Source organism: Streptomyces bambusae, from assembly GCF_020532645.1.
Classification (GTDB): domain Bacteria; phylum Actinomycetota; class Actinomycetes; order Streptomycetales; family Streptomycetaceae; genus Streptomyces; species Streptomyces bambusae.
In genome coordinates this window covers 1-26,604 of sequence record NZ_JAJAUZ010000040.1, presented here as the reverse complement: position 1 = coordinate 26,604, position 26,604 = coordinate 1, and the positions used below count along the sequence as shown (strand labels likewise).

The window sequence follows — 26,604 nt, the reverse complement described above, 5'->3', positions numbered from 1 at the left end:
CACACAGCCCGGCACGACGGAGGGGCCGGTACGGACATCAAGGTCCGCACCGGCCCCTCCGCGCTGCCGGACCGGGAGACGGGCGTCAGGCGCCCGTGACCTCGACCGCGGCCAGGTTCTTCTTTCCGCGGCGCAGCACCAGCCAGCGCCCGTGCAGCAGGTCCGACGCCGCCGGCACCGCGTCCTCGGCGGTCACCTTCACGTTGTTCACGTACGCGCCGCCCTCCTTCACCGTCCGGCGGCCCGCCGACTTGCTCGCGACCAGACCGGTCTCCGCGAACAGGTCCACGACCGGCGCCGGCTCCGCCACCTTCGCGTGCGGCAGCTCGGACAGGGCCGCGGCCAGCGTGGCCTCGTCCAGGTCCGCCAGCTCACCCTGGCCGAACAGCGCCTTCGACGCGGCGATCACGGCCGCCGCCTGGTCCGGCCCGTGCACCAGGGCGGTCAGCTCCTCGGCCAGCGCCCGCTGCGCGGCCCGCGCCTGCGGCCGCTCGGCGGTCTGCTGCTCCAGCTCCTCCAGCTCCGCACGGCTCTTGAAGGACAGGATCCGCATGTACGTCGAGATGTCCCGGTCGTCCACGTTCAGCCAGAACTGGTAGAACGCGTACGGCGTGGTCATCTCCGGGTCCAGCCAGACGGCCCCGCCCTCGGTCTTGCCGAACTTGGTGCCGTCCGCCTTCACCATCAGCGGAGTCGCCAGCGCGTGCACGACCGCACCCGGCTCCAGCCGGTGGATCAGGTCGAGACCCGCCGTCAGGTTGCCCCACTGGTCGGAGCCGCCCTGCTGGAGCACGCAGCCGTGGCGGCGGTACAGCTCCAGGAAGTCCATGCCCTGGAGCAGCTGGTAGCTGAACTCCGTGTAGCTGATGCCCTGGTCCGACTCCAGCCGCTTGGCGACCGAGTCCTTCGTCAGCATCTTGTTGACCCGGAAGTGCTTGCCGATGTCCCGCAGGAACTCGATGGCGGACATGCCCGCCGTCCAGTCCAGGTTGTTCACCATCACGGCCGCGTTCTCGCCCTCGAAGGACAGGTACGGCTCGATCTGGGAACGCAGCCGGTTCACCCAGTTCGCGACCGTCTCCGGGTCGTTCAGGGTGCGCTCGGCCGTCGGCCGCGGGTCGCCGATCTGGCCGGTGGCACCGCCCACCAGCGCCAGCGGGCGGTGACCCGCCTGCTGGATCCGGCGGACGGTGAGCACCTGCACCAGGTGCCCGACGTGCAGCGAGGCGGCCGTCGGGTCGAAGCCGCAATAGAACGTGACGGGACCGTCCGCGAAGGCCTTGCGCAGGGCTTCTTCATCGGTGGACTGGGCGAACAGCCCGCGCCACTTCAGTTCGTCGACGATGTCCGTCACGGTCTCTCGACTCCTTTGGATGATGGAATTGCCGTCCCAGTCTAGAAGAGCTAGACGCCCTTGCTGACCGAGCTCATGTTGAAGTCCGGGATGCGCAGCGCGGGCATCGCGGCCCTGGTGAACCAGTCGCTCCATTCGCGCGGCAGCGTCTTCTCGGTCCGCCCCGCCTCCGAGGCCCGCGAGAGCAGGTCCACCGGCGACTCGTTGAACCGGAAGTTGTTCACCTCGCCCACGACCTCGCCGTTCTCCACCAGGTACACGCCGTCCCGGGTCAGGCCCGTGAGCAGCAGCGTCGCCGGGTCCACCTCGCGGATGTACCACAGGCAGGTCAGCAGCAGACCCCGCTCGGTGGCCGCCACCATCTCGTCCAGCGACTTCTCGCCGCCGCCGTCCAGGATCAGGTTCCCGATCGACGGCGCCACCGGCAGCCCGGTCAGCCCGGCACTGTGCCGAGTTGTTGTCAGGTGCGCCAGCTCGCCCTCCCGCACCCACGCGGTCGGCGTCAGCGGCAGCCCGTTGTCGAACACCGACGCGTCGTCGCCCGAGCTGTGCGCGATCACGAACGGCGCGGACTCCAGGCCCGGCTCGTTCGGGTCGCTGCGCAGCGTCAGCGGCAGCTCCGACAGCCGCTCGCCGAGCCGGGTCCCGCCGCCCGGCTTGGAGAAGACCGTCCGGCCCTCCGCCGCGTCCCGGGCCGCCGCCGACCACATCTGGTAGATCAGCAGGTCGGCGACCGCGGTGGGCGGCAGCAGCGTCTCGTACCGCCCGGCGGGCAGCTCGATCCGGCGCTCCGCCCAGCCCAGCCGCTTGGCCAGCTCGGCGTCCAGCGCACCCGGGTCCACGTCCTTGAAGTCGCGGGTGGAGCGGCCCGCCCACGCCGAACGCTGCCTGTCCGGGGACTTCGCGTTCAGCTCCAGCGTGCCGTTCGGCTGGTCGTGCCGCAGCCGCAGTCCCGTGGAGGTGCCCACGTACGTGGAGACCAGCTCGTGGTTGGCGAAGCCGTACAGCTCGCGGCCGCCCGCCCGGGCCCGGGCGAAGGCCTCGCCGAGGGCCGGCGCGAAGTCGGCGAACACCGCGGAGGAGGTCTCCGCGGGCGCGTCCGTGAAGTCCGGCGACGACGGCGTCCCCGTCACCAGCGGCTGGGCGTCCTCGGCCGGGCCCGCAGTACGGGCGGCCGCCTCGGCGGCGCGCACCAGCGGCTCCAGGTCGGCCTCGGTGACCGCGGACCGCGACACGACCCCCGAGGCCGTGCCCTCCTTGCCGTCGACCGTGGCGATCACCGTCAGGGTGCGGCCGCGGGTCACGCCGTTCGTGGTCAGCGTGTTGCCGGCCCAGCGCAGGTTCGCGGTGGATTCCTCGTCGGCGATGACCACGCAGCCGTCCGCGGTGGACAGCGCGAGCGCCCGCTCGACGATCTCGTGGGGCTTGGTACGGCTCATCGGCCGGCCTCCTGCGTGGTGTTCAGGATGTTGACGTCGCGGAACAGCGCCGACGGGCAGCCGTGCGAGACCGCGGCCACCTGGCCCGGCTGCGCCTTGCCGCAGTTGAAGGCCCCGCCCAGCACGTACGTCTGCGGGCCGCCCACCTTCTCCATCGAGCCCCAGAAGTCGGTCGTCGTCGCCTGGTAGGCGACGTCCCGCAGCTGGCCCGCGAGCCGGCCGTTCTCGATGCGGAAGAACCGCTGGCCGGTGAACTGGAAGTTGTACCGCTGCATGTCGATCGACCAGGACCGGTCGCCGACCACGTAGACGCCGCGCTCCACCCCGCCGATCAGGTCCTCGGTGGACAGCCCGCCCGGGTCCGGCATGAGCGACACGTTCGCCATCCGCTGCACCGGCACGTGCGCGGGGGAGTCGGCGAACGCGCAGCCGTTGGAGCGGCCCAGGCCGGTCAGCTGCGCGATCCGGCGGTCCAGCTGGTAGCCGACCAGGGTGCCTTCCCTGACCAGGTCCCAGCTCTGCGCCTCGACGCCCTCGTCGTCGTAGCCGACGGTGGCCAGGCCGTGCTCGGCCGTCCGGTCACCCGTCACGTTCATGATCGACGAGCCGTACGCCAGCTTGCCCAGCTGGTCGAACGTGGCGAAGGAGGTGCCGGCGTACGCGGCCTCGTAGCCGAGGGCGCGGTCCAGCTCGGTGGCGTGGCCGATGGACTCGTGGATGGTCAGCCACAGGTTCGACGGGTCGACGACCAGGTCGTAGCGCCCGGCCTCGACGCTCGGGGCGCGCATCTTCTCGGCGAGCAGCCCCGGGATCTGCTCCAGCTCGGCGTTCCAGTCCCAGCCGGTGCCCGTCAGGTACTCCCAGCCGCGGCCGGCCGGCGGAGCGATGGTGCGCATCGAGTCGAACTCGCCGGTCTTGTCGTCGACGGCCACCGCGGTGAGCTGCGGATGCACCCGCACCCGCTGCTGGGTGGTGACGGTGCCCGCGGTGTCCGCGTAGAACTTGTTCTCGTGCACCGCGAGCAGCGAGGCGTCGACGTGCGCGACGCCGTCCGCGGCGAGCAGCCGGGCGCTCCAGTCGGCCAGCAGCGCCGCCTTCTCCTCGTCCGGCACGTCGAACGGGTTCACCTCGTACGAGGAGATCCACGTCTTGTCGGCGTGCACCGGCTCGGGCGCCAGCTCCACCCGCTCGTCGGACCCGGCCGCGGCGATCACCTGCGCCGACAGCTTGGCCATGGCGACGGCCTGCGAGGCCACCCGGGCCGCGCCGTCCATCGTCAGGTCCACCCCCGACGCGAAGCCCCAGCTGCCGCCGTGCACCACGCGCACGGCGAAGCCCAGGTCGGTGGTGTCCGAGGAGCCGGACGGTTTGGCGTCCCGCAGCCGCAAGGAGGCGCTGCGGATCCGCTCCAGCCGGAAATCGGCATGGTCGCAGCCCAGCGCGCGGGCACGGGCGAGCGCCGCGTCGGCGAGCGCCCGCAAGGGCAGCGCCGTGAACGCGGCGTCGATGGAATGAGGCACGGATGTCTCCCAGTTGGTCGGGACCGGTGACTCCGATCATGGCGTGACCGGGGGTCTCGTGCCTACATCTTTCTGTAGGGACCCCACAGAGCGGCCCATCATGACCTGTCGGTGCTCGATTCTCCGGAACGAGGGACCGACCGATAGGTTTCGGGTGACCAGACAGCTAGGGAAAGGGTGATCCGTTGAGCCGCTCGGTTCTCGTCACCGGAGGAAACCGGGGCATCGGCCTCGCCATCGCCCGTGCCTTCGCAGAGGCCGGCGACAAGGTCGCCATCACGTGCCGCTCGGGCGAGCCGCCCGCGGCCCTCGCCGAACTCGGTGTGCTCGCCGTCCGCTGCGACATCACCGACGCCGAGCAGGTGGAGCAGGCCTACAAGGAGATCGAGGACAAGCACGGCCCGGTCGAGGTGCTGGTGGCGAACGCCGGCATCACCAAGGACCAGCTGCTGATGCGCATGTCCGAGGACGACTTCACCTCCGTCGTGGACACCAACCTCACGGGCACCTTCCGCGTGGTCAAGCGGGCCAACCGCGGCATGCTGCGCGCCAAGAAGGGCCGCGTCGTCCTGATCTCCTCCGTCGTGGGCCTGCTCGGCTCGGCGGGTCAGGCGAACTACGCCGCCTCCAAGGCCGGCCTGGTCGGCTTCGCCCGCTCCCTCGCCCGCGAGCTGGGCTCCCGCAACATCACCTTCAACGTCGTCGCGCCCGGCTTCGTCGACACCGACATGACGGCCGTCCTCACCGACGAGCAGCGCGCCGGCATCGTCGGGCAGGTCCCCCTCGGCCGCTACGCGAAGCCGGAGGAGATCGCCGCGGCCGTGCGCTTCCTCGCGTCGGACGACGCCTCGTACATCACCGGAGCCGTCATTCCCGTTGACGGCGGATTGGGCATGGGTCACTGATCACATGAGCGGAATTCTCGACGGCAAGCGGATCCTGATCACCGGCGTGCTGATGGAGTCCTCCATCGCCTTCCACGCCGCCAGGCTTGCCCAGGAGCAGGGCGCCGAGGTCATCCTCACCGCCTGGCCGCGGCCGACCCTGACCGAGCGCATCGCCAAGAAGCTGCCGAAGCCCGTCAAGGTGATCGAGCTCGACGTCACCAACGACGAGCACCTGGCCCGCCTGGAGGGCCTGGTCCGCGACGAGCTGGGCGGCCTCGACGGCGTCCTCCACTCCATCGGCTTCGCCCCGCAGGACGCCCTCGGCGGCAACTTCCTGAACACCCCGTTCGAGTCCGTCTCGACCGCCATGCACGTCTCGGCCTTCTCCCTGAAGTCCCTGACCATGGCCTGCAAGCCGCTGTTCCCGGCGGAGGGCGCGGCCGTCGTCGGCCTCACCTTCGACGCGCAGTTCGCGTGGCCGCAGTACGACTGGATGGGCCCGGCCAAGGCCGCCCTGGAGGCCACCAGCCGCTACCTCGCCCGCGACCTGGGCAAGGAGAACATCCGCTGCAACCTGGTCTCCGCCGGCCCGCTCGGCTCGATGGCCGCGAAGTCCATCCCGGGCTTCTCGGATCTCGCGGAGGTCTGGAACACCCGCTCGATGCTGGAGTGGGACATGTCGGACCCGGAGCCCACCGGCAAGGCGATCGTCGCCCTGCTGTCGGACTGGTTCCCGAAGACCACGGGCGAGATCGTCCACGTGGACGGCGGCCTGCACGCCATGGGCGCCTGACCGGCTCCCACCCGCAGACGGCGACGGCCGCGGCACCCCGAGGGGGCCGCGGCCGTCGCCGTTCGCGCCGGCCCGCCGCCGCTCCCGTTCGGGCCGCCCGAGTCGTCGTTCCGGACGGATGCCTGCACACTGGCCGGACCGGGGTCTTCCCGGCCCGGCGGGGAGGAGGTACCGGTGTGCGCCCGAGGCGGAGTCGAGCGTTCTCCCTGCTGGTGACCCCGGTCGTGCTGTCAGGTTTCCTGGCCCCCGGCCTCCTGGCACCGACCCCGGCCGGTGCGGCCCCCGGACCGGAACCCGCCGCCGCGCCCGGCCCCGCCGCCGCCCCCGACCTGCACGAGCTCCCCGTGGAGCCGCCGGCCCAGCCGGCCCTGCCGACGGGGGTGCCGCTGTTCGGCTCCGACTGCGACATCGGCATCGACGGCTCCCGGGTCACGGCGTACTGCCACAACCCGTACCCCCGGACCGACCTGGTCACCCTGCACGTGGAGTGCGCGCAGTGGTGGGACGTGGACGGGGACACCGCCCCGGTGGCCGTCGGCCCCGCCGGGCGCGTCGAACTGACCGGCCGCTGCTGGAAGGGCGTCCGCTCGGCCTGGGTGGGCCACCGCCCCGGCTGACCCGGCTCCCCGTGCCTACGCGTCCCGCCCGGGGCCCCGCCGGCCGCTCGGCGCGTCCTTGAGCCAGCCGAACGGGTAGCCCGCCGCCTCCGAGGCGGCCGCGTCCCCGTCCCCCCGCCGGATCGCCTCCACCAGCCGGGCGTGGTCCATGTGGGTGTCGGGCGTCAGCTCCGTGCCCACGTCCTCGCGCAGCCAGTCGCGCAGCAGGTCGCCCAGGTCGGCGTAGAGCGCGATCAGCACGTCGTTGTGCGAGGCCGCCACCACCGCCATGTGCAGGCTGACGTCCGCGGCCACGAACACCTCCGCGTCGCCGCCCGCCCAGGCCTGCTCCCGGCGCGCCAGCAGCGCGTCCAGCTGCACCAGGTCCCGCTCGGTACGGCGCTCCGCGGCCAGCCGGGCCGCCGAGGACTCCAGCGTCGCCCGCAGCTCCGCGATGTGCCGCGGATCGGCGTCCGCGAACCGCCGGTGCATCACCCCCGCCAGCTCGCTGGTCGCGATCACGTACGTGCCCGAGCCCTGCCGGATGTCCAGCAGGCCGTTGTGCGCGAGCGCCCGGACGGCCTCGCGGACCGTGTTACGGGCCACCCCCAGCATCTCGACGAGCTCCGGCTCGGTCGGGATGCGGGATCCCAGGGGCCACTCGCCCGAGGTGATCTGGTTCCGGAGCTGGGCGATCACCTGGTCGGCGAGCGCGGAGCGCCGGGGGGAGGTCAGCGGCATGGGGTCCTCTCAGGCAGGGGCGGACGGGACGGCACGGCGGCACCGGACCGCAGTAGCGGGACTCAACCACACAGCGGGACTGGACAACCAATCATCCCATGATTCTATGATGGTGCTATGTCCGACGATGAGATACAGGTCCTGAACCGCACGGCCCCCGCCCGCGCCGCCGCGGTGCCGCCGCCCGCCGAGCCCGCCCGCTGGCTGGCCCCGCTGCTCATCGCCGCCATCGTGCTCGCCGCGCTCAACCTGCGACCCGCGATCACCAGCCTCGGCGCCCTCCTCGAAGAGGCCCGTACCGGCCTCGGCATGAGCGGCACCGTCGCCGGACTGCTCACCTCGGTCCCCACCCTCTGCTTCGCCGTCTTCGGTCTCACCGCACCCCGCCTCGCCCGCCGCTTCGGCCCGGCCGCCGTGGTCTGCGCCGGCATGGCCGCCGTCGCCGCAGGCCTCGTCATCCGCCCGTTCGCGAGCGGCACCGCCGGCTTCCTCGCCGCCAGCGCCCTGTCCCTGGCGGGCATCGCGCTCACCAACGTGCTCCTGCCGGTGATCGTCAAGCGCTGGTTCCCCGACCGCATCGGCACCATGACCGGCCTCTACTCGATGGCCCTCGCCATCGGCACCTCCGTGGCCGCCGCCGCGACCGTGCCCATGACCGACGCCCTCGGCGGCAACTGGCGGACCGGCCTGCTGGTGTGGGCCGTACTCGCCGTCGTCGCCGTCGTCCCGTGGATCGCGGTCGCCCGCGAGGTCCGCCGGGAAAGCGCCGCCGCCCCCGCCGGACCGCAGCCGGCCGCCGCCCCCGCCGGACCCCGCGTCACCCGCAGCCGCACCGCCTGGGCCCTCGCCGGCTACTTCGGCCTCCAGGCCACCGGCGCCTACGTCACCATGGGCTGGATGCCGCAGATCTTCCGCGACGCCGGAGTCTCCGCCGGCACCGCCGGCGTCCTGCTCGCCGTCACCATGGTCATGGGCGTCCCCCTGGCCTTCGTCATCCCGCGCCTCGCCGGAGCCGTCCGCAACCAGGGCGTCATCGTCGCCGGCCTCGGCGCCTTCGGCCTCGCCGGATACGCCGGCCTGTACCTCGCCCCGGCCGGCGGCGCCTGGGTCTGGGCCGTCCTGCTCGGCGTCTCGAACTGCGCCTTCCCGCTCGCCATCACCATGATCGGCCTGCGCGCCCGGTCCGCGGCCGGCGTGGTGCGGCTCTCCGCCTTCGCCCAGAGCACCGGCTACCTGATCTCCATGCCCGGCCCGCTGCTCATCGGCGTCCTCTACCAGCACAGCGGCGGCTGGGACCTCCCGCTGGCCCTCATGGCCGGGCTGATGGTCCCGCAGATCGCCGTCGGCGTGCTGGCCGGCCGGGACCGCACGATCGAGGACGAATGCGGCATGGGAGACTGAAGCCATGTCTGTCCTGGAGCCCAACCCGCAGAACGGCCGCAAGAAGCTCGCCATCGTGCTCGGCGCGATGCTCGGGGTCACGGTCGTCATCGCCATCATCGCGACCATCGCCGCACCCTGACCCGCCCCGGAGGGCACCCGACGGCGTACCGGCGGGGACCCGGCGGCGCCTTGGGGACGTCCCGGCGGCGTCCCGGTGGGGATAGCCCCACCGTCCCCTAGGGGGCCGGCCTCAGGGTGTAGTGGGTGGGATGCCGGATGGGGACCGCCGCCCCGGATCCCTAGATTCGAGGGCAGAGCGGCCCACCACGGGACGCACCCAGCAGCCCCGCGGAGGCGGTCATGTCCACACCCGTCGAGACCCGGCCCCTCCTCCGGCCCCGCACCTCCGGCACCCGCGCGGCCGACACCCGGCTGTCCTGGTGGACCCTGCTCCTCCCGGTCGCCGCCTTCGTCGCCCTGCTGCTCCTGCACGCCGGTTCCGGCGACGCCGCGGCCGCCGCACCGTTCCCGTTCGGCGGGCTCCTGGAGCAGGTGGACCGGCTGCGCGGGTGATCCGTACGGGCGTCCGCGGGCGGATGCACCGGTGCTCCGCACCGTGCGCCGGTGCGCGCCCGCCCCGGTCGGGTGAGCCCGTCAACACCCTGCGCTCCGTGGCTCGTTTCATGCGAAGCTGGGCAGCATGAGCGCCGACACACCCCGCAGGATCGTCCTACTCCGGCACGCCAAGGCAGACTGGTCGCAGGTGTCCGACCACGAACGGCCGCTCGCGGACCGCGGCCGCAAGGAGGCCCCGGCCGTCGGGCTGAAGCTGGCGGAAACCGGCATCGCCTTCGACCTGGCCCTCTGCTCCACCGCCGTCCGGACCCGCGAGACCTGGAAGCTCGCCGTCCAGGAACTCCCGCACCGCCCCAAGACGGTGTACGAGGAGCGGCTCTACGAGGCGTCCCCCGGCGAGCTCATCGCCCTGCTCAACGAAACCCCGGACGACGTCGCCGACCTCCTGGTCATCGGCCACAACCCCGGCATGCACGCGCTCGCCGACATCCTGTCCGGCAGCGCCAAGGACGACACGATGGCCCGGATGACCCGCACCGGGTTCCCCACCGCGGCCCTCGCCGTCGTCGGCTTCACCGGTTCCTGGAAGTCCGTCGAGCACGGTGTCGGCACCCTGCTCGACTTCTGGACCCCGCCCCACTGAGCGGCCTGTACGGGTCGGCCCCCGGAAGCGTCCGCCGCCGGGGGCCGCCCGGTACACCCGCCGGGCCCGGTCAGTCCAGGCCGGCGGCCTCCACCTCTTCGCGGGTGATGCCGAGCAGGTACAGCACGGCGTCCAGGAACGGCACGTTGACCGCGGTGTGCGCGGCCTCGCGGACCACCGGCTTGGCGTTGAACGCCACACCGAGTCCGGCCGCGTTCAGCATGTCCAGGTCGTTGGCGCCGTCGCCGATGGCCACGGTCTGCGCCAGCGGCACCCCGGCCTCCGCCGCGAACCGGCGCAGCAGCCGGGCCTTGCCCGCCCGGTCCACGATCTCGCCGGTGACCCGGCCGGTGAGCTTGCCGTCGACGATCTCCAGGGTGTTGGCCGAGGCGAAGTCCAGACCGAGGCGCTCCTGCAGGTCGTCGGTGACCTGCGTGAACCCGCCGGAGACCACGCCGACCTGGTAGCCGAGCCGCTTCAGGGTCCGGATCAGGGTGCGGGCGCCGGGCGTCAGCCGGACCTCGGCCCGGACCTTGTCCACGACCGAGGCGTCGAGCCCGGCCAGCAGCGCGACCCGGGCGTGCAGGGACTGCTCGAAGTCCAGCTCGCCGCGCATCGCCTGCGCGGTGACCTCCGCGACCTTGTCCTCGCAGCCGGCGTGGGCCGCGAACAGCTCGATGACCTCGTCCTGGATCAGGGTCGAGTCCACGTCCATGACCACGAGCCGCTGGGCCCGCCGGTGCAGGCCGGCCGAGACCACGGCGACGTCCACGCCGATCTTCGCGGCCGTGGTGGCGAGGGCGGTCCGCAGCGGCTCGGTCTCGGTGCCGGAGACGGCGAACTCCACCGCGGTCACGGGGTACTTGGCGAGACGGAAGATACGGTCGATGTTGCCGCCGGTGTCGGTGATACGAGCCGCTATCACCGCCGTGGACTCGGCGGTCAGGGGGTGGCCCAGCACGGTCACGTGCGAGCGGCCGCTGCCGCGGGGGCGGTTGTCTCCCGTACCGGAGATGATCTCCGCCTGGAGTTTGAACGATTCGGCCCAGCTGTGCACGGTGGCCCGCAGCCCGCCCTCGCTGCCGGCGCCGACGGGCTCGGTGATCAGGGCGCACAGCACGATGCGGCCGCGGGTGACGACCTGCTCGATGTCGACGACGTCGACGGAGTAGGCGGCGAGGGTGTCGAACAGCCCGGCGGTGATGCCGGGGCGGTCCTTGCCGAAGATCTTGACGAGGAGGGTGGGGACATCGGAGATCTGCGAATCGCTCATGGTCCCCTCACCGTATCCCGGCCCCGCCCCGCCGCCCCTCCCGAGTCCGCCCACCGGACACCCGGAGCCCCGACCCGGACCCCGCGCCTCAATCGCCGGCGGGGCTTCATTTCCGTCCCGCAGCATCCAGCCCATGGACAGGGGGCACGATCCGGCCCGTCCGGCGTTTGAGGACCGGGGTCCGGGGCGGAGCCCCGATCTTCAGCCTCGCCGGCGTTTGAGGCGCGGGGTGCGGGGCGGAGCCTCCGGTTTCGGGAAGGGGTGAGGTGGGGGACAGCCCCGCAGGGTCAGCGGCGCGGCGCCGGCGGCGGCGGAGGCGGAGGCGGCGGCGTGAACGGAGGCCGCCGCCCCACCGCCCCCTCCCGCGGCCGAGCCCCCAACCCCGCCCACCCACCGGCGACGGTGGCATCAGGGTCGCCGGTCCCACCGGCCACGGTGGCGCCAGGCCCGCCACCCCCGCCGGCGCCAGGCCCGCCACCCCCACCCGCCCCAGCCCCGCCCACCCCACCGCCGACCCGATACGGATTCACCTCCCCCGGCAAAAGCCCCCGCACGGGCGACGGCCGATACGGCCCCGCCGCCACGACACCGACCCCCGCGGACCCCGGCACCGCAGCCCCCGGCACCGCAGCCCCCCGTACCGCCGCCACCCCCCACCCCACCAGCCCGGCCCCCACTCCCCACACGCCTCCCAGCGCGGCCCCCCAGCCCACATCCCCGCGCACCACCAGCCCCGCCCCCACCGCATCCATCCCCAGCACGGACAGCGACGCATCGACAGACACCCCCGTCAGCCACACCAGCCCCGCCACTGCGCCCCCGAGCACCAGCCCCAGCACCAGCGCCGCCCCCAAGGGGCCCCCGCCGTGCCCCCGCGCCCGCACCCCCGTCAGCACCCCCGCCGCCAGTACCAGTACCGCCACCGCCACGACCAGCAGCCACACCCGCCCGTCCAGCTCCGCCAGCCGCGCCACCGTCACCGGCTCGCGGGCCGACACCGACAGCACCTCGTCCAGCGGATCCGGCAGCACCCCCGCCAGCGCCCCCGAGGCCCGCCCCTCGACCGGCACGAACATGCCCAGCGGCACCGCGAGCCAGGTCCCGTTCGGCGCCCCCAGCAGCGCCGCCCCGGCGATCCGGTCCGGCCGGGCGTCGCCGGCCATCGCCCAGCCGGCCGCCGCCAGCCCCGCCGCGACCGCCAGCAGCAGCACCGCCACCACCGCCGACACCGCCGGCCGCACCCAGCGGTCCAGCCGGGCCCACGCCCCCGGCAGCGCCACCCGCCGCGAGGCGAGCACGGCCACCAGCAGTACGCCCAGCACCCACACCGCGGCCCCCCGCAGCGTCGCCGCCGTGTCCACCGCGTAGCCGACCTGCGCCCGGGCCTCCACCAGGTCCCCGATCCGGTCCGGCAGCAGTCCGCCGATGTCCCCGAGCCCCGGCACCTCCAGCCCGCCGCCGGAGGACGGCGGCGCCCACCCCCCGACGCCCAGCTCCTCCCCGTCCAGCGTCACCACGTCCCGCCCGGCCCACGCCAGCCCCCCGCACAGCGCCGTGAACACGACGGCCACCGCTCCGGCCCGCACCACCAGTTCGCCCCGCGACACCGCAACCCCGGCCGCCCGCAGCGACCTCAGGAACACGGCCGACAGCACCAGCGCCCCCGCCAGACCCACCCCCAGCGGCCGCACCGACAGCACCGTCGCCGCCTCCGCGCCGTCCAGACCGAACACCGACACGTCCCCGGACGGGGTCACGGAACCGCCCACCGCGAGCACCACCACGGCCGCCGTCATCGGCCCCAGCCGCCCGGCGCCGTCCGCCTCCAGCAGGTGCAGCCCGAGCGCCGCCACCCCCGCCATCGCCACCAGCGCCCAGCCCGCCGCGGCCACCGCCGACGCCAGCACGTCGCCCCACCGCACCCGCCGCCCGGCACCGGCGACCGGCACCGCCCCGAACCCCGGTCCCGCCGTGCCCACTTCCCGCCCACCCGGTTCCCTGCTGCGCCGCGGACTCATGCGAGGCCCCCGATTCGTACCGAGTCGTCCCGGATCGCCCACTCCGCGCATGATCCGTACGCAGTCGTGGTCCCTTACCACTTTCTTGGCGCCTTCATCCGCCGTCAACAAGCGTTTCCGGAGCCCGCCGCCGGGGCCGGATTCCACATCCGGCCCCGGGCCTGAAATAGTTCCCCCCGAAGTTCGCCATCCCTAGACTCCCTGCTGTCAGGGGGCACCGGGGGACAACAAGTGGGGCATGGAGTGCCGGAACTCGTACTGGAATTGAACGGAAGGACCTGGGCCCTCGATCCGTCCAGGTCGTACACCCTGGGACGCGATCCGCAGGGTGACGTGGTGATCGACGACGCACGGGTCTCGTGGCGGCACGCCACCATCGGCTGGACCGGCAGCGGCTGGGCCATCGAGGACCACGGCAGCACCAACGGCACCTACACCCAGGGAAGTCGGGTCCAGCGCCTCGACCTCACCGCCGGCACCGTGGTCCACCTCGGCAACGCGACCGACGGCCCGCGCCTGAACCTCACGGCCGCACCGGCCGGTTCGGCCGCCGTCGCGAACGCGCCCACCGCGTACGCACAGCAGGGCGGCCACCCGCTCGCCCCGCAGCCGGGCCACCAGCCCCAGGGGCAGTACCAGCAGCAGTACCAGCAGCCGCAGCCGCAACACCAGCCGCAGCAGCCGCACCACCAGCCGCACGGCCAGATCCCGCAGCAGCAGGGCGGCGCCCCGCGCGCCGCCGCGCCCGCCGGTCCCGGCCACAGCGACCGCAGCCCGACGACGTTCCACCAGCTCTCGCTCGGCCACGTCATGCGCATCGGCCGTGCCCTGGACAACGAGCTGGTCGTCTCCGACCTCCAGGTCTCGCGCCACCACGCGGAGTTCCGCTCCACCGGCGGCCGCCTCGAGATCCACGACCTGGGCAGCCACAACGGCACCTACGTCAACGGCCAGCCGCTGCCCAAGTCCGGCACCGCGCTGCTCGGCCCGAACGACATCGTCGGCGTCGGCCACTCGACCTTCCGGATCGTCGGCGACCGGCTGGAGGAGTTCGTCGACACCGGCGAGGTCTCCTTCTCGGCCCGCCACCTCACGGTCACCGTCGACGGCGGCAAGCAGATCCTCAGGGACGTCACCTTCGGCGTGCCGGAGAAGTCGCTGATCGGCGTCATCGGCCCGTCCGGTTCCGGCAAGTCCACCCTGCTCAAGGCGCTCACCGGCTACCGGCCCGCCGACCAGGGCGAGGTCCTCTACGACAACCGCAACCTGTACAAGCAGTTCGCGGAGCTCCGCCAGCGCATCGGCCTGGTCCCGCAGGACGACATCCTGCACAAGGAGCTGACCGTACGGACGGCCCTGAAGTACGCGGCCAAGCTCCGCTTCCCCGGCGACACCGCCGAGGAGGAGCGCACCGCCCGCATCGACGAGGTCCTGCGCGAGCTCAAGCTCGACATCCACAAGGACAAGAAGATCACCTCGCTCTCCGGCGGCCAGCGCAAGCGCGTGTCCGTGGCCCTGGAGCTGCTCACCAAGCCCTCGCTGATCTTCCTCGACGAGCCCACCTCGGGCCTCGACCCGGGCATGGACCGCGACGTCATGCAGCTGCTGCGCGGCCTCGCCGACGACGGCCGCACCGTCCTCGTCGTGACCCACTCCGTCGCCGAGCTGGCGCTCTGCGACAAGCTGCTCGTCATGGCGCCGGGCGGCGCCGTCGCGTACTTCGGCCCGCCGGACGAGGCGCTGAACTTCTTCGGCTACCAGACCTGGGCGGACGTGTTCTCGGCCTTCGAGAACTACCGCGACTACGACTGGGCCGGCCGCTGGAAGGGCTCCCAGCACTACCAGCTGTACGCCGCCGACCTGGACGCCGTGGCCCCGCAGGCGGTCACCATGCCGACCGCACAGATGCAGCCGCCGAAGCCGCAGGCCTGGGGCGCCCAGCTGTTCACCCTGATCCGCCGCTACGTCTCGGTGATCGCCTCCGACAAGGGTTTCATGACCCTGATGCTGATCCTGCCCGCGGTGCTCGGCGTGGTCTCCACGGTGATCCCCGCGACCTTCGGCCTCGCGCCGCCGAAGCCGCCGTCGCGGTTCAACGGCGACGCCGGCACGATCATGCTGATCCTCGCGGTCGGCATGTGCTTCTCCGGCGCCGCCAACTCGGTCCGCGAACTGATCAAGGAACGGGTCATCTACGAGCGGGAGCGCGCCACCGGCCTGTCCCGCTCCGCCTACCTGATGTCCAAGGTCATCGTGCTGGGCATGATCACGGTCGTGCAGGGCGCGATCATCTGCATCATCGGCTTCGCCCCGCGCGACATGCCCGCCGAGGGCCTGATCATGCCGCCCGGCCTCGAACTGTGCGTGTCGGTCACCGCGCTCGGCTTCACGTCGATGATGTTCGGTCTCGTGATCTCCTCGCTGGTGAAGACCGCCGAGAAGACCATGCCGCTGCTCGTCATGTTCGCGATCGTCCAGGTCGTGTTCACCGGCATCCTCTTCCAGGTGTACGACTCGCCCGGCCTGGAGCAGTTCGCCTGGCTGATGCCGTCCCGCTGGGCCGTCGCCGCCTCCGGCACCACGCTGAACCTGGCCGCGCTCATGCCGCCGTGGGACCACGAGGACCCGTTCAACACGGACCCGCTGTGGGAGGCCACCGCCGGCCAGTGGACCTTCAACATCACGGTCCTGCTGCTCATCGGCATCGCCTGCGGCTTCCTGGTGGCCCGCCTGCTGCGCCGCCACGAGCCCGAGGTCATGCGCAAGTAGCCGGCCGGCCGTACGCAGCCGCGTACGCACGAAACGCCGCAGGGCGGCACCCGGATTCCGGGTGCCGCCCTGCGGCGCATGGGGGTGCGGGGGGAGCAGGCCTCAGTAGGCGCTGTTCACGTTGTCCATGGAGCCGTAGCGGTCGGCCGCGTAGTTGCAGGCGGCGACGATGTTCGCGACCGGGTCGTACTGGTCGAACTTCGTGCCCTTGACGTGGTAGGCGGCGAAGGTCGGGTAGATGACCTGGAGCAGGCCCTTGGACGGGATGCCGTTCTGGGCGTTGATGTCCCAGTTGTTGATCGCGCGGGGGTTGCCGCTCGACTCGCGCATGATGTTGCGGTGGATGCCGGAGTACGTGCCGGGAATGCCCTCCTTCTTCATGATGAAGAGGGCTTCCTTGATCCAGCCGTCGAGGTTGTTGGCGAAGACCGGCTTGCGGGCGGCGGCACGGCTCGCGGCGGCCTTGGCCTCGCGCTCCTTCTTCACCTTGGCGGCGGCCTTGGCGGCCTTCGCGGCCTTCTCCTTGGCGGCGGCCTTCGCGGCGGCCTCGGCCTTGGCCTTCGCCGCGTCCTTGGCGGCCTTCTCCACCGCGAGGTGCTGCTGCGACAGGCTGTCCTGGACGGTCTTCGTGTGCACCGACTCGACGACCTGCGTCCAGCTGACCGGGTCCGCAGCCACGGTCACGGCCTTCTCGGTGTCGGCCGGGACCAGGGAGAAGACGAGGGCGGTGGCACCGAGGGTGGCGACACCGGCGATCGACATCTTGTGGACCTTGGTCAGACGACTGTGACCGGGAGCGCTGGACGCAGACATGGGCAGCAACCTTTACGAGCAGGGGTCCCGCCGGGTGGAAGCCGGGGGAGTGGCCGCAAGCAGGCGCCGTCGGATCCGTGATCCGCGGCGCCCTGAGCGACGGCAGCCATTCTTAGCGGCGGCAAAATCCTGTGGCAAAGGTGTGACGTACGATCCCGCTTAGTGGATCAGGGGCCCCCGGCAACCCCGAAATTCCGCGCCCGACCCCCGCTCGTCCAGCACTGACGGCGCCTCGCCCCGGCTACTAGACGGCTTCGTAAGTGATGTGCGTCCTATGCGCGGGCTCACATCGGACACGTAACGGTCTCACCGAGAGTTGCGGCCGCAATGCAGAGGGTCAGCCGACCTCCTCCTTGAGGACCACACACCCCGGCCCGTCGTCATGCCAGAGGCAGAGCCCCCCTCCCGGTCCTCCTCCCTCCGCCCTAGGCCCCGCGGCTCCCCGGGCCCCGTCCCCGGCCCGATCCCGGCCCGCCCACCCGCCGGTACGGTGATCTCCATGAGCCACCGACCCCGCAGCGGGCTGGCCGCGGTGAGCACCGCCCTGCTGGCCATGAGCCGGCACCTCGAAGTGCGGGACGTGCTCAAGACGATCGTCGCCTCGGCCCGCGAACTCCTCGACGCCGAATACGCCGCCCTCGGCGTCCCCGACGACCACGGCGGCTTCGCCCAGTTCGTCGTGGACGGCATCACCGACGAGCAGTGGCACCGCATCGGCCCGCTGCCCCGCCAGCACGGCATCCTCGCCGCGATGCTCCACCAGCCCGGCCCCGAGCGCCTCGCCGACGTCCGCACCGACCCCCGCTTCGGGGGCTGGCCCGCCGCCCACCCCGAGATGTCCGACTTCCTCGGCCTGCCGATCCGCGACGGCGACGAGACCCTCGGCGCCCTCTTCCTCGCCAACAAGCGCTGCCCGCGCCCCGGCGGCGGCTGCGGGTTCACAGAAGAGGACGAGGACCTGCTCGGCATCCTCGCCCAGCACGCCGCCATCGCCCTCACCAACGCCCGCCTCTACGAGCGCAGCCGCGAGCTGACCATCGCCGAGGAGCGCAGCCGCCTCGCCCACGAGCTGCACGACGCGGTCAGCCAGAAGCTGTTCTCCCTCCGGCTCACCGCCCAGGCCGCCGCCGCCCTCGTCGACCGCGACCCGGCCCGCGCCAAGGACGAACTCCACCAGGTCGCCGCCCTCGCCGCCGAAGCCGCCGACGAGCTGCGCGCCGCCGTGGTCGAGCTCCGCCCCGCCGCACTCGACGAGGACGGCCTCGTCGCCACCCTCCGCACCCAGGCCCGCGTCCTCGACCGCGCCCACTCCGCCCACGTCACCTTCACCTGCGACGGCGTACGCGCCCTCCCCGCCGCCCAGGAGGAAGCGCTGCTCAGGGTCTCCCAGGAGGCCCTGCACAACGCCCTGCGCCACTCCGGCGCCACCACCGTCGGCGTGCTCCTGGCCCGCCGCGGCCCCGGCGCCCTGCTCCGCATCACCGACGACGGCCGCGGCTTCGACCCGCTGGCCGTCCGCCGGGCCGGCCGCCACCTCGGCCTCGTCTCCATGCGGGACCGGGCGAGCGGCGTCGGCGGCGTGCTCACCGTGCACTCGGCACCCGGCGAGGGCACCACGATCGACATGGAGGTCCCCGGTGGCTGAGACCCGCACCCCGAAGATCCGCGTACTCCTCGTCGACGACCACCAGGTGGTCCGCCGCGGCCTGCGCACCTTCCTGGAAGTACAGGACGACATAGAAGTGGTCGGGGAGGCCGCCGACGGCGAGGCCGGCATCGCCGCCACCGAGGAGCTGCGCCCCGACGTGGTCCTCATGGACATCAAGATGCCCGGCACCGACGGCATCGAGGCCCTGCGCCGGCTCCGCGAGCTGGCCAACCCGGCCCGCGTCCTCATCGTCACCAGCTTCACCGAGCAGCGCACCGTCGTCCCCGCCCTGCGCGCGGGCGCCGCCGGCTACGTCTACAAGGACATCGACCCCGACGCCCTCGCCGGCGCCATCCGCTCCGTCCACGCCGGACACGTCCTGCTCCAGCCCGAAGTCGCCGAGGCCCTGCTCTCCCAGGAGGAACAGGCCCCCGCGCCCGGCCGCAGCAGCACCCTCACCGAACGCGAGCGCGAAGTGCTCGGGCTGATCGCCGACGGCCGCTCCAACCGGGAGATCGCCCGCGCACTCGTCCTGTCCGAGAAGACGGTCAAGACCCACGTCTCGAACATCCTGATGAAGCTCGACCTCGCCGACCGCACCCAGGCCGCCCTGTGGGCCGTGCGCAACGGCCTGACCGGCTGATACGCCGCTCCGGACCCCGTCCCGGAGCGGCCCTGCGGACGGCAACGGTCCGGAATGAGGTTCATACCGTCGGGTGTATGTAGCCCACATGGCGCAACCCGACCGGCCGGCCGCCCGTTCTCCAGGGCGTGCTGCGGCGTCCCGCCGCAGCGACCCACTGGAGGACCCGAACGTGAAGAACTTCAAGAAGGCCGCCGCCGTCACCATGATCGCCGGAGGCCTGGTCGCCGCCGGCGCCGGTGTCTCGTCCGCGCACGGGGGCGCGCAGGCGAACGGCGAGGCCCTGCACTCGCCCGGCGTGGCCTCCGGGAACCTCGTCCAGGCCCCGGTCCACGTCCCGGTCAACGTCGTCGGCAACGCCGTCACCGTCATCGGCCTGCTGAACCCGGCCTTCGGCAACACGGGTCTCAACCACTGACCCACCCCGGACCGCCCCGGCCCCGCTTCCTCCCTCTCCCCGGAAGCGGGGCCGCGGCGCACCCGGCCCCCCTACCGCCCCCGCTCGCGCTCCCGCTCCTCCACGTACGCGTTGTACGCGGCGACCTGCGCCCGCCGCGCCACCCGCTCCACCGGCCGCAGTGCCTCCGCCCGCGCCGCCATCTCCGACGCCGCCACCGCACCCCCGTGCCCGGTGCCCGCCGCCAGCTCCACCATCAGCCCGACCCGCTGCGCCAGCTCCAGCACCCGCACCGCCCGCGGCGGATACCCCGGCGCCAGCACCTCCGGCCCTCCCGATTCCGCCCGCGCCCGGTACGCGTCGATCGCCGCCTCCGCCACCGGACCGGAACCGGCCACGTCCAGCCGCGTCAGCACCCGCGTCGCCTCCCGCAGCCCCTCCGCCAGCTCCCGCTCCGCCTCACCCAGCGACGGCACGTCCGCCGGCGGTGCCTCCCGCACCGGCAGGCAGTGCCAGACCACCTCCACGTGCACGTCCCCCGCCGGCCCGGCCTCCGTCACCTCCGGTACGAGCCCCAGCGCGGCCCCCGTGCACACCACGGCCTCCTCGGCCTCCAGCGCCCGCGCATTGAACTCCGGCGGCCCGCTCAGCCCCAGCGGATGCCCCGGCGCCGGCAGCGCCACCCGCAGCCCCGACACCCCCAGCGCCCGCAGCCGCCCCAGCGCGAGCGTCAGCCCCACCGGACCCGACTCTCCGGGCAGCCCCGTGACCCGGTGCACGGCGTCCCCGCCCACCACCGCCACGACCGCCTCGTCCGGCGACACCAGACCCGCCAACAACGCATTACCCCAGGCGGCCAGCCGCCCTGAACGTGGTTCCGAAAGCATGGCCCCAGCCTACGGACCGCCCCACCCGCCGACCTCGTCCGCGACCGCCGCCCCGAGTGGCGTAGGTTTTCCTCTGGGGCTGCGCCCACAGGCGCACTGTGACATCCAAGACTGCAATGGGAGACAACGCGCTCATGAGCGATGTGCTGGAGCTTGAGGACGTATCCGTGGTCCGCGAGGGCCGGGCTCTGGTGGACCAGGTCGACTGGTCGGTCAAGGAGGGGGAGCGCTGGGTGATCCTCGGCCCGAACGGTGCCGGCAAGACCACCCTGCTCAACATCGCCTCCAGCTACCTCTTCCCCACCAAGGGCACCGCCACCATCCTCGGAAGCACCCTCGGCAAGGTCGACGTGTTCGAGCTGCGCCCCCGCATCGGCATCGCCGGCATCGCGATGGCCGACAAGCTGCCCAAGCGCCAGACCGTCCTCCAGACCGTCCTCACCGCCGCCTACGGCATGACCGCCGGCTGGCACGAGGAGTACGAGGACGTCGACGAGCAGCGGGCCCGCGCCTTCCTCGACCGCCTCGGCATGACCGAGTACCTCGACCGGAAGTTCGGCACCCTCTCCGAGGGCGAGCGCAAGCGCACCCTGATCGCCCGCGCCCTGATGACCGACCCCGAGCTGCTGCTCCTCGACGAGCCCGCCGCCGGCCTCGACCTCGGCGGCCGCGAGGACCTCGTCCGCCGCCTCGGCCGGCTCGCCCGCGACCCGCTCGCCCCCTCCATGGTCATGGTCACGCACCACGTCGAGGAGATCGCCCCCGGCTTCACCCACGTCCTCATGATCCGCCAGGGCAAGGTCGTCACCGCCGGCCCGATCGACCTCGAACTCACCTCCCGGAACCTCTCGGTCTGCTTCGGCCTGCCGCTCGTCGTCGAGCGCACGGACCACGACCGCTGGACCGCCCAGGGCCTGCCCCTGCGCTGATCCGCGGGCACGCACCCTGTCCGGACCGCGCCCGGCCGACCTACCATGACCACGTGGACATCGACGCGTGGGTGTGGTGGCTCATCGGCGCGGTCGGACTGGGCATCCCGCTCGTCCTGACCGCCATGCCGGAGTTCGGCATGTTCTCGGCGGGCGCCGTCACCGCGGCGATCACCGCCGCACTCGGCGGCGGCGTGGTCACCCAAGTCCTCGTCTTCGTCGTGGTGTCGGTGGCGCTCATCGCCGTCGTACGCCCCATCGCCAACCGGCACCGCAACCAGCGGCCCCAATTCGCCAGCGGAGTCGACGCGTTGCGCGGCCGCAGCGCCGTCGTCCTGGAACGCGTCGACGGCAGCGGCGGCCGGATCAAGCTCGCCGGCGAGATCTGGTCCGCCCGCACCCTCGATGCGGACACCAGTTTCGAACCCGGCCAGCAGGTCGACGTCGTGGAGATCGACGGCGCGACCGCCGTCGTCATGTGACGTCATGTGACCAAATCCCGCGCCCCTCCGGCGCAGGTCTGCGAGACTCCGCACAAGGGGTGCTGCGCTCCCGACAGCGCAGGACAGGAAGCTAGAAGGGCACGGGGAACCGCATGCAACCGATCATCATCGTCCTGATCATTCTGGTGGTGCTGGTCTTCATCGCGCTGGTCAAAACCATCCAGGTGATCCCGCAGGCGAGCGCCGCGATCGTCGAACGCTTCGGCCGCTACACCCGCACCCTCAACGCGGGCCTCAACATCGTGGTCCCGTTCATCGACTCCATCCGCAACCGGATCGACCTCCGCGAACAGGTCGTCCCGTTCCCGCCCCAGCCGGTGATCACCCAGGACAACCTGGTCGTCAACATCGACACCGTCATCTACTACCAGGTGACCGACGCCCGCGCCGCGACCTACGAGGTGGCCAGCTACATCCAGGCCATCGAGCAGCTCACCGTCACCACCCTCCGCAACATCATCGGTGGCATGGACCTGGAGCGGACCCTGACCTCCCGCGAGGAGATCAACGCGGCCCTCCGGGGCGTCCTCGACGAGGCCACCGGCAAGTGGGGCATCCGCGTCAACCGCGTCGAGCTCAAGGCCATCGAGCCGCCGACCTCCATCCAGGACTCGATGGAGAAGCAGATGCGCGCCGACCGCGACAAGCGCGCCGCGATCCTCCAGGCCGAAGGTGTCCGGCAGTCCGAGATCCTGCGCGCCGAAGGCGAGAAGCAGTCCTCGATCCTCCGTGCCGAAGGTGACGCCAAGGCCGCCGCGCTCCGCGCCGAGGGCGAGGCCCAGGCCGTCCGCACCGTCTTCGAGGCCATCCACGCCGGCGACCCCGACCAGAAGCTTCTCTCGTACCAGTACCTCCAGATGCTCCCGAAGATCGCCGAAGGCGACGCCAACAAGCTCTGGATCGTCCCCAGCGAGATCGGCGACGCCCTCAAGGGCCTGAGCGGGGCCATCGGCAACTTCGGCCCCGGATCCGGCAGTTCCGGCTTCAACCAGACGAAGGACGGCGGCGCCTCCGAGCGCCGCGAGCAGCCCCCGATCGACTGAGCTGCGAGCCCCCTCCTGCATGATCGGTGAGGCCCCTCGACCTTGATGGCGGGGAGGCGACTCACCCATGTGAAAGGGATGGCCTTGTCCATCTGGGAATCGCTCGCGATCTTCACCGCCGGTGTCGGAGCCGGCACCATCAACACCATCGTCGGCTCCGGCACCCTCATCACCTTCCCGGTGCTCCTCGCCACCGGACTGCCCCCGGTCACCGCCAACGTGTCCAACACGCTCGGCCTGGTGCCGGGTTCGATCAGCGGAGCCATCGGCTACCGCAAGGAACTCGCCGGCCAGCGCGGCCGCATCCTGCGCCTCGGCCTCGTCTCACTCGTCGGCGGACTCGCCGGCGCCGTCCTGCTGGTCACCCTGCCCTCGGACTCGTTCGACACCATCGTCCCCGTCCTCATCGGACTCGCGCTGGTGCTCGTCGTCCTCCAGCCCCGGCTCGCCCGCGCCCTGCGCGCCCGCGAACGGCAGACCGGTGCCTCGGCCCGGCACCCCGACGGCGGCCCCGGCCTGCTCGGCGGCATGCTGCTCGCCAGTGCGTACGGCGGCTACTTCGGCGCCGCCCAGGGCGTCCTCTACCTCGGCTTCATGGGCCTCGCGCTCCAGGAGGACCTCCAGCGCATCAACGCCGTCAAGAACGTCGTCGCCGCCCTCGTGAACGGCATCGCCGCGGTCTTCTTCCTCTTCGTCGCCGAGTTCGACTGGACCGCGGTCCTCCTGATCGCGGCCGGCTCCACCCTCGGCGGCCAGCTCGGCGCGAAAATCGGACGACGCCTCCCGCCCACTGCACTGCGCGCGGTCATCGTGACGGTGGGCGTCATCGCGATCGTCCAGCTGATCGTCCGCTGACGGGCGTACGGGAATTACGCCGTGCCGGTCCGGACAGCCGAGCCGGCCGGACCGGCCGTACCCGACGCGGGCGCCCCACCGGGGCGCCCGCGGTCTCACGCCGACTGCGCCAGCCAGTCCGGCAGCGTCCCCCGCCGGCCGGAGCCCAGCGCCAGCAGCATCGCATCCTGCGGTGACGGCACGAACGGCTCGCGCAGCAGCGGCATCCCGGCCTCCTCCGGAGTCCGCGCCGCTTTGCGGTGGTTGTCCTCCGCGCACGAGGCCACCGTGTTCAGCCACGTGTCCCCGCCGCCCTGCGACTTCGGCAGCACGTGGTCCACCGTCGTCGCCCGGCGCCCGCAGTAGGCGCACCTGTGCTGGTCCCGCGCCAGCACCCCCCGCCGCGACCACGGGGCGTGTCTTCGGAAGGGCACCCGTACGTACCTGCAGAGCCGGATCACTCGGGGCACGGGCAGATCGACCGCGGCCGCACGCACCCGCAGTTCGGGGTGGGACTGTTCCACCACGGCCTTGTCCTGGAGCACCAGGACCACGGCCCGGTTCATCGACACCGTCGACAGCGGCTCGAAGCTCGCATTCAGCACCAGCGTGTCCCGCATCTCGCCCACCTCCCGTGCGCAGGCCCCGCGACCACCCTGGCGGCAGGGCCCGCAACCACTCTGGCCGCGCGCGCCACGCGGGACAACGCATTAAAAATGCCCGGTCCCGGTCACCTTTAGACCAGGACCGGGCAAACGGCCGGCGAACGATCAACTCCGCGCTCAATCCCCCGAAGGGGCCTCGTACTCACCGATCAGGTGCGCACGCCCGAGCGTGTGGAAGCGCAGGTTGAATCCGACGACTGCGGGAGAGGCGTCTGCATCGGGGCCCAGCTTCTCCTGGTCCACCGCATAGACGGTGAACACGTAGCGGTGCCGTTCCCCGGCCGGGGGAGCCGCGCCGCCGAAGTCCTTCGAGCCGTAGTCGTTGCGCACCTGCACGGCACCCGCCGGCAGGCCCTCGAACGCACCGCTGCCCGCACCCGCCGGCAGCTCGGTCACCGAGACCGGCAGGTCGAACAGCACCCAGTGCCAGAACCCGCTGCCCGTCGGGGCGTCCGGGTCGAAGCAGGTCACGGCGAAGCTCTTGGTCCCCTCGGGGAACCCCTCCCAGCGCAGCTGCGGGGAGACGTTCCCGCCGGCCAGCACCTGGGCGGCACCCAGGTCCGCCCCGGGCTCCAGGTCCGCGCTGGTCACGCCGAAGGACGGGACCTCCGGGTGGAAGTCGTGCGGCAGCGGCGGACGGTTGGTCTGCGACACGTGCCCTCCCTAGAACCAGTTGCGCTTCGAGCCGACGGACGCGATCCACTCGTTGAGGTAGGCCGACCAGTTCGTGCTCTGGTACGCGTGCAGCCCCACCTTGAAGCAGCGGTACGTGTCGCTGCCCTCGCTGAACAGACCCGGCTTCTTGTCCATCTCCAGCACGACGTCCATCTCGTTGCCGTCGGCGATGAAGGTCAGCTCGACCTGGTTGAGGCCGTGGTACTGCTGCGGCGGCAGGAACTCGATCTCCTGGTAGAAGGGCAGGGTCTGCCGGGTGCCGCGGATGTGCCCGCGCTCCATGTCCGCGCTCCGGAACCGGAAGCCGAGCTGGCCGAACGCGTCGAGGATCGCCTGCTGCGCCGGCAGCGGGTGCACGTTGATCGGGTCCAGGTCGCCCGCGTCCACCGCACGCGCGATCTCCAGCTCGGTGCTCACGCCGATGTTCATGCCGTGCAGGTGGTGGCCCTGGAAGTGGGTCACCGGGGTCTCCCACGGGATCTCCAGACCGAAGGGCACGACGTGCACCGCACCGGGCTGCACCTTGAAGGCGCCGCCGAGCCGCTGCTTCGAGAAGACGACGTCCTGCTTGACCTCCTGGTCACCGCTCTCCACCTCGACCCGCGCCTGCAGCCCGACCGACAGTCCCTCGATCTGCTGCTCGACGCTGCCGCCCTGGATGCGGACCTCGCCCTGGACGATGCCGCCCGGCACCACGTTCGGCTCGGTGATGATCGTGTCCACCGAGGCGCCGCCGGCACCCAGGCTCGCGAACAGCTTCTTGAACCCCATGCGTCAGTCTTCCCTTCACGTAAGAACCTGACCTCTACAAACGCGGAACCTTAGGGCCCGGTTCCCCGGGCACCGATTCCACTACGCTCGGACGGATGAGCGCGCGCCCCGACCGTACGCCCCTGCCCCGCAGCTTCTTCGACCGGCCGGTCCTCACTGTGGCGCCGGACCTCCTGGGCCGCACCCTGGTCCGCCGCACCGAGGACGGCCCGATCGCACTGCGCATCACCGAGGTCGAGGCGTACGAGGGCGAGGCCGACCCCGGCTCCCACGCCTACCGCGGCCGCACGGCCCGCAACGCCTCGATGTTCGGCCCGCCCGGGCACGCGTACGTCTACTTCATCTACGGCATGTGGTTCAGCGTGAACCTGGTGTGCGGCCCCGAGGACAGCGCGAGCGGTGTGCTGCTCCGTGCGGGCGAGATCACCGAGGGTGCCGAGCTGGCGCGCAAACGTCGGCTTTCAGCCAGAAGCGACCGGGAACTCGCCAAAGGCCCGGCCCGGCTGGCCACCGCCCTCGGCATCGACAGGACCCTCGACGGCACCGACGTGTGCGCCGGCGCCGATTCCCCTCTTTCCGTACTGAGGGGCGAGGCCGTCCCCGCCGACCTGGTGCGCTCCGGCCCGCGCACCGGAGTGGGCGGCGCCGGAGCCCACCATCCCTGGCGTTTCTGGCAGGCCGACGACCCCACCGTCAGCCCGTACCGGGCCCATGCACCGCGCCGCCGCTCAACTTGACTCGCCCCTTCCGGACGCCTAACGTAGCCCGAGCCGCTTGAGCCGGACACCTGTCACCGACAGACCC

The 26,604-nt window shown here is 72.3% G+C and carries 27 protein-coding genes; 16 read left to right on the top strand and 11 right to left on the bottom strand.

Annotated elements, in window-relative coordinates:
• Positions 1-85: 85 nt before the first annotated feature.
• The 3 genes from tyrS to LG634_RS25120 are packed head-to-tail and all read right to left on the bottom strand — an operon-like array spanning position 86 to position 4,313.
• Positions 86-1,354, bottom strand: a complete 1,269-nt coding sequence (tyrS, locus tag LG634_RS25130; RefSeq protein WP_226736565.1) for a tyrosine--tRNA ligase — start codon at positions 1,352-1,354, stop codon at positions 86-88.
• 50 nt (positions 1,355-1,404) lie between these two features.
• Positions 1,405-2,793 (bottom strand): metallopeptidase TldD-related protein, encoded by a 1,389-nt coding sequence (locus tag LG634_RS25125; RefSeq protein WP_226736563.1) that lies wholly within the window; start codon positions 2,791-2,793, stop codon positions 1,405-1,407.
• Positions 2,790-4,313: a TldD/PmbA family protein gene (locus LG634_RS25120; RefSeq protein WP_226736561.1), complete on the bottom strand. Its 1,524-nt coding sequence runs from the start codon at positions 4,311-4,313 to the stop codon at positions 2,790-2,792. Before LG634_RS25120 ends, LG634_RS25125 begins: the two co-directional genes overlap by 4 nt.
• A 185-nt stretch (positions 4,314-4,498) precedes the next feature.
• Here LG634_RS25120 and fabG point away from each other — a divergent pair, with 185 nt between their 5' ends.
• The 3 genes from fabG to LG634_RS25105 all read left to right on the top strand — a co-directional run bounded on the left by fabG (position 4,499) and on the right by LG634_RS25105 (position 6,610).
• Entirely contained in the window at positions 4,499-5,218 is a 720-nt protein-coding gene (gene fabG, locus LG634_RS25115; protein WP_226736559.1) for a 3-oxoacyl-[acyl-carrier-protein] reductase, read from the top strand.
• A 4-nt stretch (positions 5,219-5,222) separates the two neighbouring features.
• On the top strand, positions 5,223-5,993 hold the full coding sequence (gene fabI, locus LG634_RS25110) for an enoyl-ACP reductase FabI (RefSeq protein ID WP_226736557.1): 771 nt from the start codon (positions 5,223-5,225) through the stop codon (positions 5,991-5,993).
• Positions 5,994-6,169: 176 nt separating this feature from the next.
• Positions 6,170-6,610, top strand: coding sequence for a hypothetical protein (locus LG634_RS25105; protein WP_226736555.1), 441 nt, complete (start codon positions 6,170-6,172; stop codon positions 6,608-6,610).
• A gap of 15 nt (positions 6,611-6,625) precedes the next feature.
• Here the strand turns inward: LG634_RS25105 and LG634_RS25100 are convergent, their stop codons facing one another.
• The gene (locus LG634_RS25100) at positions 6,626-7,330 is read right to left on the bottom strand and encodes a FadR/GntR family transcriptional regulator (RefSeq protein WP_226736553.1); all 705 of its coding nucleotides are present in this window, start codon (positions 7,328-7,330) and stop codon (positions 6,626-6,628) included.
• Between the two features lie 117 nt (positions 7,331-7,447).
• On the opposite strand from LG634_RS25100, the gene LG634_RS25095 reads away from it, so the two are divergent.
• The 4 genes from LG634_RS25095 to LG634_RS25085 all read left to right on the top strand — a co-directional run bounded on the left by LG634_RS25095 (position 7,448) and on the right by LG634_RS25085 (position 9,932).
• Positions 7,448-8,731 carry a CynX/NimT family MFS transporter gene (locus LG634_RS25095; protein WP_226736551.1) on the top strand — a complete coding sequence of 428 codons (1,284 nt, stop codon included), beginning with the start codon at positions 7,448-7,450 and terminating at the stop codon, positions 8,729-8,731.
• 4 nt (positions 8,732-8,735) lie between these two features.
• Positions 8,736-8,852: an SGM_5486 family transporter-associated protein gene (locus tag LG634_RS37975; protein ID WP_264203547.1), complete on the top strand. Its 117-nt coding sequence runs from the start codon at positions 8,736-8,738 to the stop codon at positions 8,850-8,852.
• A 221-nt stretch (positions 8,853-9,073) separates the two neighbouring features.
• Positions 9,074-9,286, top strand: coding sequence for a hypothetical protein (locus LG634_RS25090; protein ID WP_226736549.1), 213 nt, complete (start codon positions 9,074-9,076; stop codon positions 9,284-9,286).
• A 127-nt stretch (positions 9,287-9,413) separates the two neighbouring features.
• Positions 9,414-9,932 (top strand): SixA phosphatase family protein, encoded by a 519-nt coding sequence (locus LG634_RS25085; protein WP_226736547.1) that lies wholly within the window; start codon positions 9,414-9,416, stop codon positions 9,930-9,932.
• A 70-nt stretch (positions 9,933-10,002) separates the two neighbouring features.
• Here the strand turns inward: LG634_RS25085 and serB are convergent, their stop codons facing one another.
• Complete coding sequence (serB, locus tag LG634_RS25080) at positions 10,003-11,205, bottom strand: phosphoserine phosphatase SerB (RefSeq protein WP_226736545.1); 1,203 nt, start codon at positions 11,203-11,205, stop codon at positions 10,003-10,005.
• A gap of 287 nt (positions 11,206-11,492) precedes the next feature.
• Positions 11,493-13,184: a streptophobe family protein gene (locus LG634_RS25075; protein WP_226736543.1), complete on the bottom strand. Its 1,692-nt coding sequence runs from the start codon at positions 13,182-13,184 to the stop codon at positions 11,493-11,495.
• Positions 13,185-13,454: 270 nt separating this feature from the next.
• Between LG634_RS25075 and LG634_RS25070 the strand changes: the two genes are divergently transcribed.
• The gene (locus LG634_RS25070; protein ID WP_226736541.1) at positions 13,455-15,992 is read left to right on the top strand and encodes an ABC transporter ATP-binding protein/permease; all 2,538 of its coding nucleotides are present in this window, start codon (positions 13,455-13,457) and stop codon (positions 15,990-15,992) included.
• A 102-nt stretch (positions 15,993-16,094) separates the two neighbouring features.
• Here LG634_RS25070 and LG634_RS25065 read toward each other — a convergent pair whose 3' ends face one another.
• Positions 16,095-16,805: a transglycosylase SLT domain-containing protein gene (locus LG634_RS25065; protein WP_226736539.1), complete on the bottom strand. Its 711-nt coding sequence runs from the start codon at positions 16,803-16,805 to the stop codon at positions 16,095-16,097.
• 499 nt (positions 16,806-17,304) lie between these two features.
• Here LG634_RS25065 and LG634_RS25060 point away from each other — a divergent pair, with 499 nt between their 5' ends.
• From LG634_RS25060 to LG634_RS25050, 3 genes are all read left to right on the top strand, one after another.
• Positions 17,305-18,450, top strand: a complete 1,146-nt coding sequence (locus tag LG634_RS25060) for a GAF domain-containing sensor histidine kinase (RefSeq protein WP_226736537.1) — start codon at positions 17,305-17,307, stop codon at positions 18,448-18,450.
• Entirely contained in the window at positions 18,443-19,096 is a 654-nt protein-coding gene (locus LG634_RS25055; RefSeq protein ID WP_226736536.1) for a response regulator, read from the top strand. The genes LG634_RS25060 and LG634_RS25055 overlap by 8 nt, the downstream gene beginning before the upstream one ends.
• 172 nt (positions 19,097-19,268) lie before the next feature.
• Entirely contained in the window at positions 19,269-19,514 is a 246-nt protein-coding gene (locus LG634_RS25050; protein ID WP_226736534.1) for a chaplin, read from the top strand.
• 71 nt (positions 19,515-19,585) lie between these two features.
• On the opposite strand, the gene LG634_RS25045 is transcribed toward LG634_RS25050, so the two are convergent.
• The gene (locus LG634_RS25045; protein WP_226736531.1) at positions 19,586-20,380 is read right to left on the bottom strand and encodes an Rv1486c family protein; all 795 of its coding nucleotides are present in this window, start codon (positions 20,378-20,380) and stop codon (positions 19,586-19,588) included.
• Between the two features lie 134 nt (positions 20,381-20,514).
• On the opposite strand from LG634_RS25045, the gene LG634_RS25040 reads away from it, so the two are divergent.
• The 4 genes from LG634_RS25040 (at position 20,515) to LG634_RS25025 (ending at position 23,710) form a co-directional block, all read left to right on the top strand.
• Positions 20,515-21,309, top strand: a complete 795-nt coding sequence (locus LG634_RS25040) for an ABC transporter ATP-binding protein (RefSeq protein ID WP_226736529.1) — start codon at positions 20,515-20,517, stop codon at positions 21,307-21,309.
• A gap of 53 nt (positions 21,310-21,362) precedes the next feature.
• Positions 21,363-21,791 carry an NfeD family protein gene (locus tag LG634_RS25035; RefSeq protein ID WP_226736527.1) on the top strand — a complete coding sequence of 143 codons (429 nt, stop codon included), beginning with the start codon at positions 21,363-21,365 and terminating at the stop codon, positions 21,789-21,791.
• Positions 21,792-21,904: 113 nt separating this feature from the next.
• The gene (locus LG634_RS25030; RefSeq protein ID WP_226736524.1) at positions 21,905-22,855 is read left to right on the top strand and encodes an SPFH domain-containing protein; all 951 of its coding nucleotides are present in this window, start codon (positions 21,905-21,907) and stop codon (positions 22,853-22,855) included.
• Positions 22,856-22,933: 78 nt separating this feature from the next.
• On the top strand, positions 22,934-23,710 hold the full coding sequence (locus LG634_RS25025; protein WP_226736522.1) for a sulfite exporter TauE/SafE family protein: 777 nt from the start codon (positions 22,934-22,936) through the stop codon (positions 23,708-23,710).
• Between the two features lie 95 nt (positions 23,711-23,805).
• Here LG634_RS25025 and LG634_RS25020 read toward each other — a convergent pair whose 3' ends face one another.
• From LG634_RS25020 to LG634_RS25010, 3 genes are all read right to left on the bottom strand, one after another.
• Positions 23,806-24,309, bottom strand: a complete 504-nt coding sequence (locus LG634_RS25020; protein ID WP_226736520.1) for an HNH endonuclease — start codon at positions 24,307-24,309, stop codon at positions 23,806-23,808.
• 162 nt (positions 24,310-24,471) lie between these two features.
• Positions 24,472-25,008 carry a YbhB/YbcL family Raf kinase inhibitor-like protein gene (locus tag LG634_RS25015; protein ID WP_226736518.1) on the bottom strand — a complete coding sequence of 179 codons (537 nt, stop codon included), beginning with the start codon at positions 25,006-25,008 and terminating at the stop codon, positions 24,472-24,474.
• 9 nt (positions 25,009-25,017) lie between these two features.
• Entirely contained in the window at positions 25,018-25,800 is a 783-nt protein-coding gene (locus LG634_RS25010; RefSeq protein WP_226736516.1) for a sporulation protein, read from the bottom strand.
• Between the two features lie 95 nt (positions 25,801-25,895).
• Between LG634_RS25010 and LG634_RS25005 the strand changes: the two genes are divergently transcribed.
• Positions 25,896-26,537 carry a DNA-3-methyladenine glycosylase gene (locus LG634_RS25005; protein ID WP_226736514.1) on the top strand — a complete coding sequence of 214 codons (642 nt, stop codon included), beginning with the start codon at positions 25,896-25,898 and terminating at the stop codon, positions 26,535-26,537.
• Positions 26,538-26,604 lie beyond the last annotated feature (67 nt).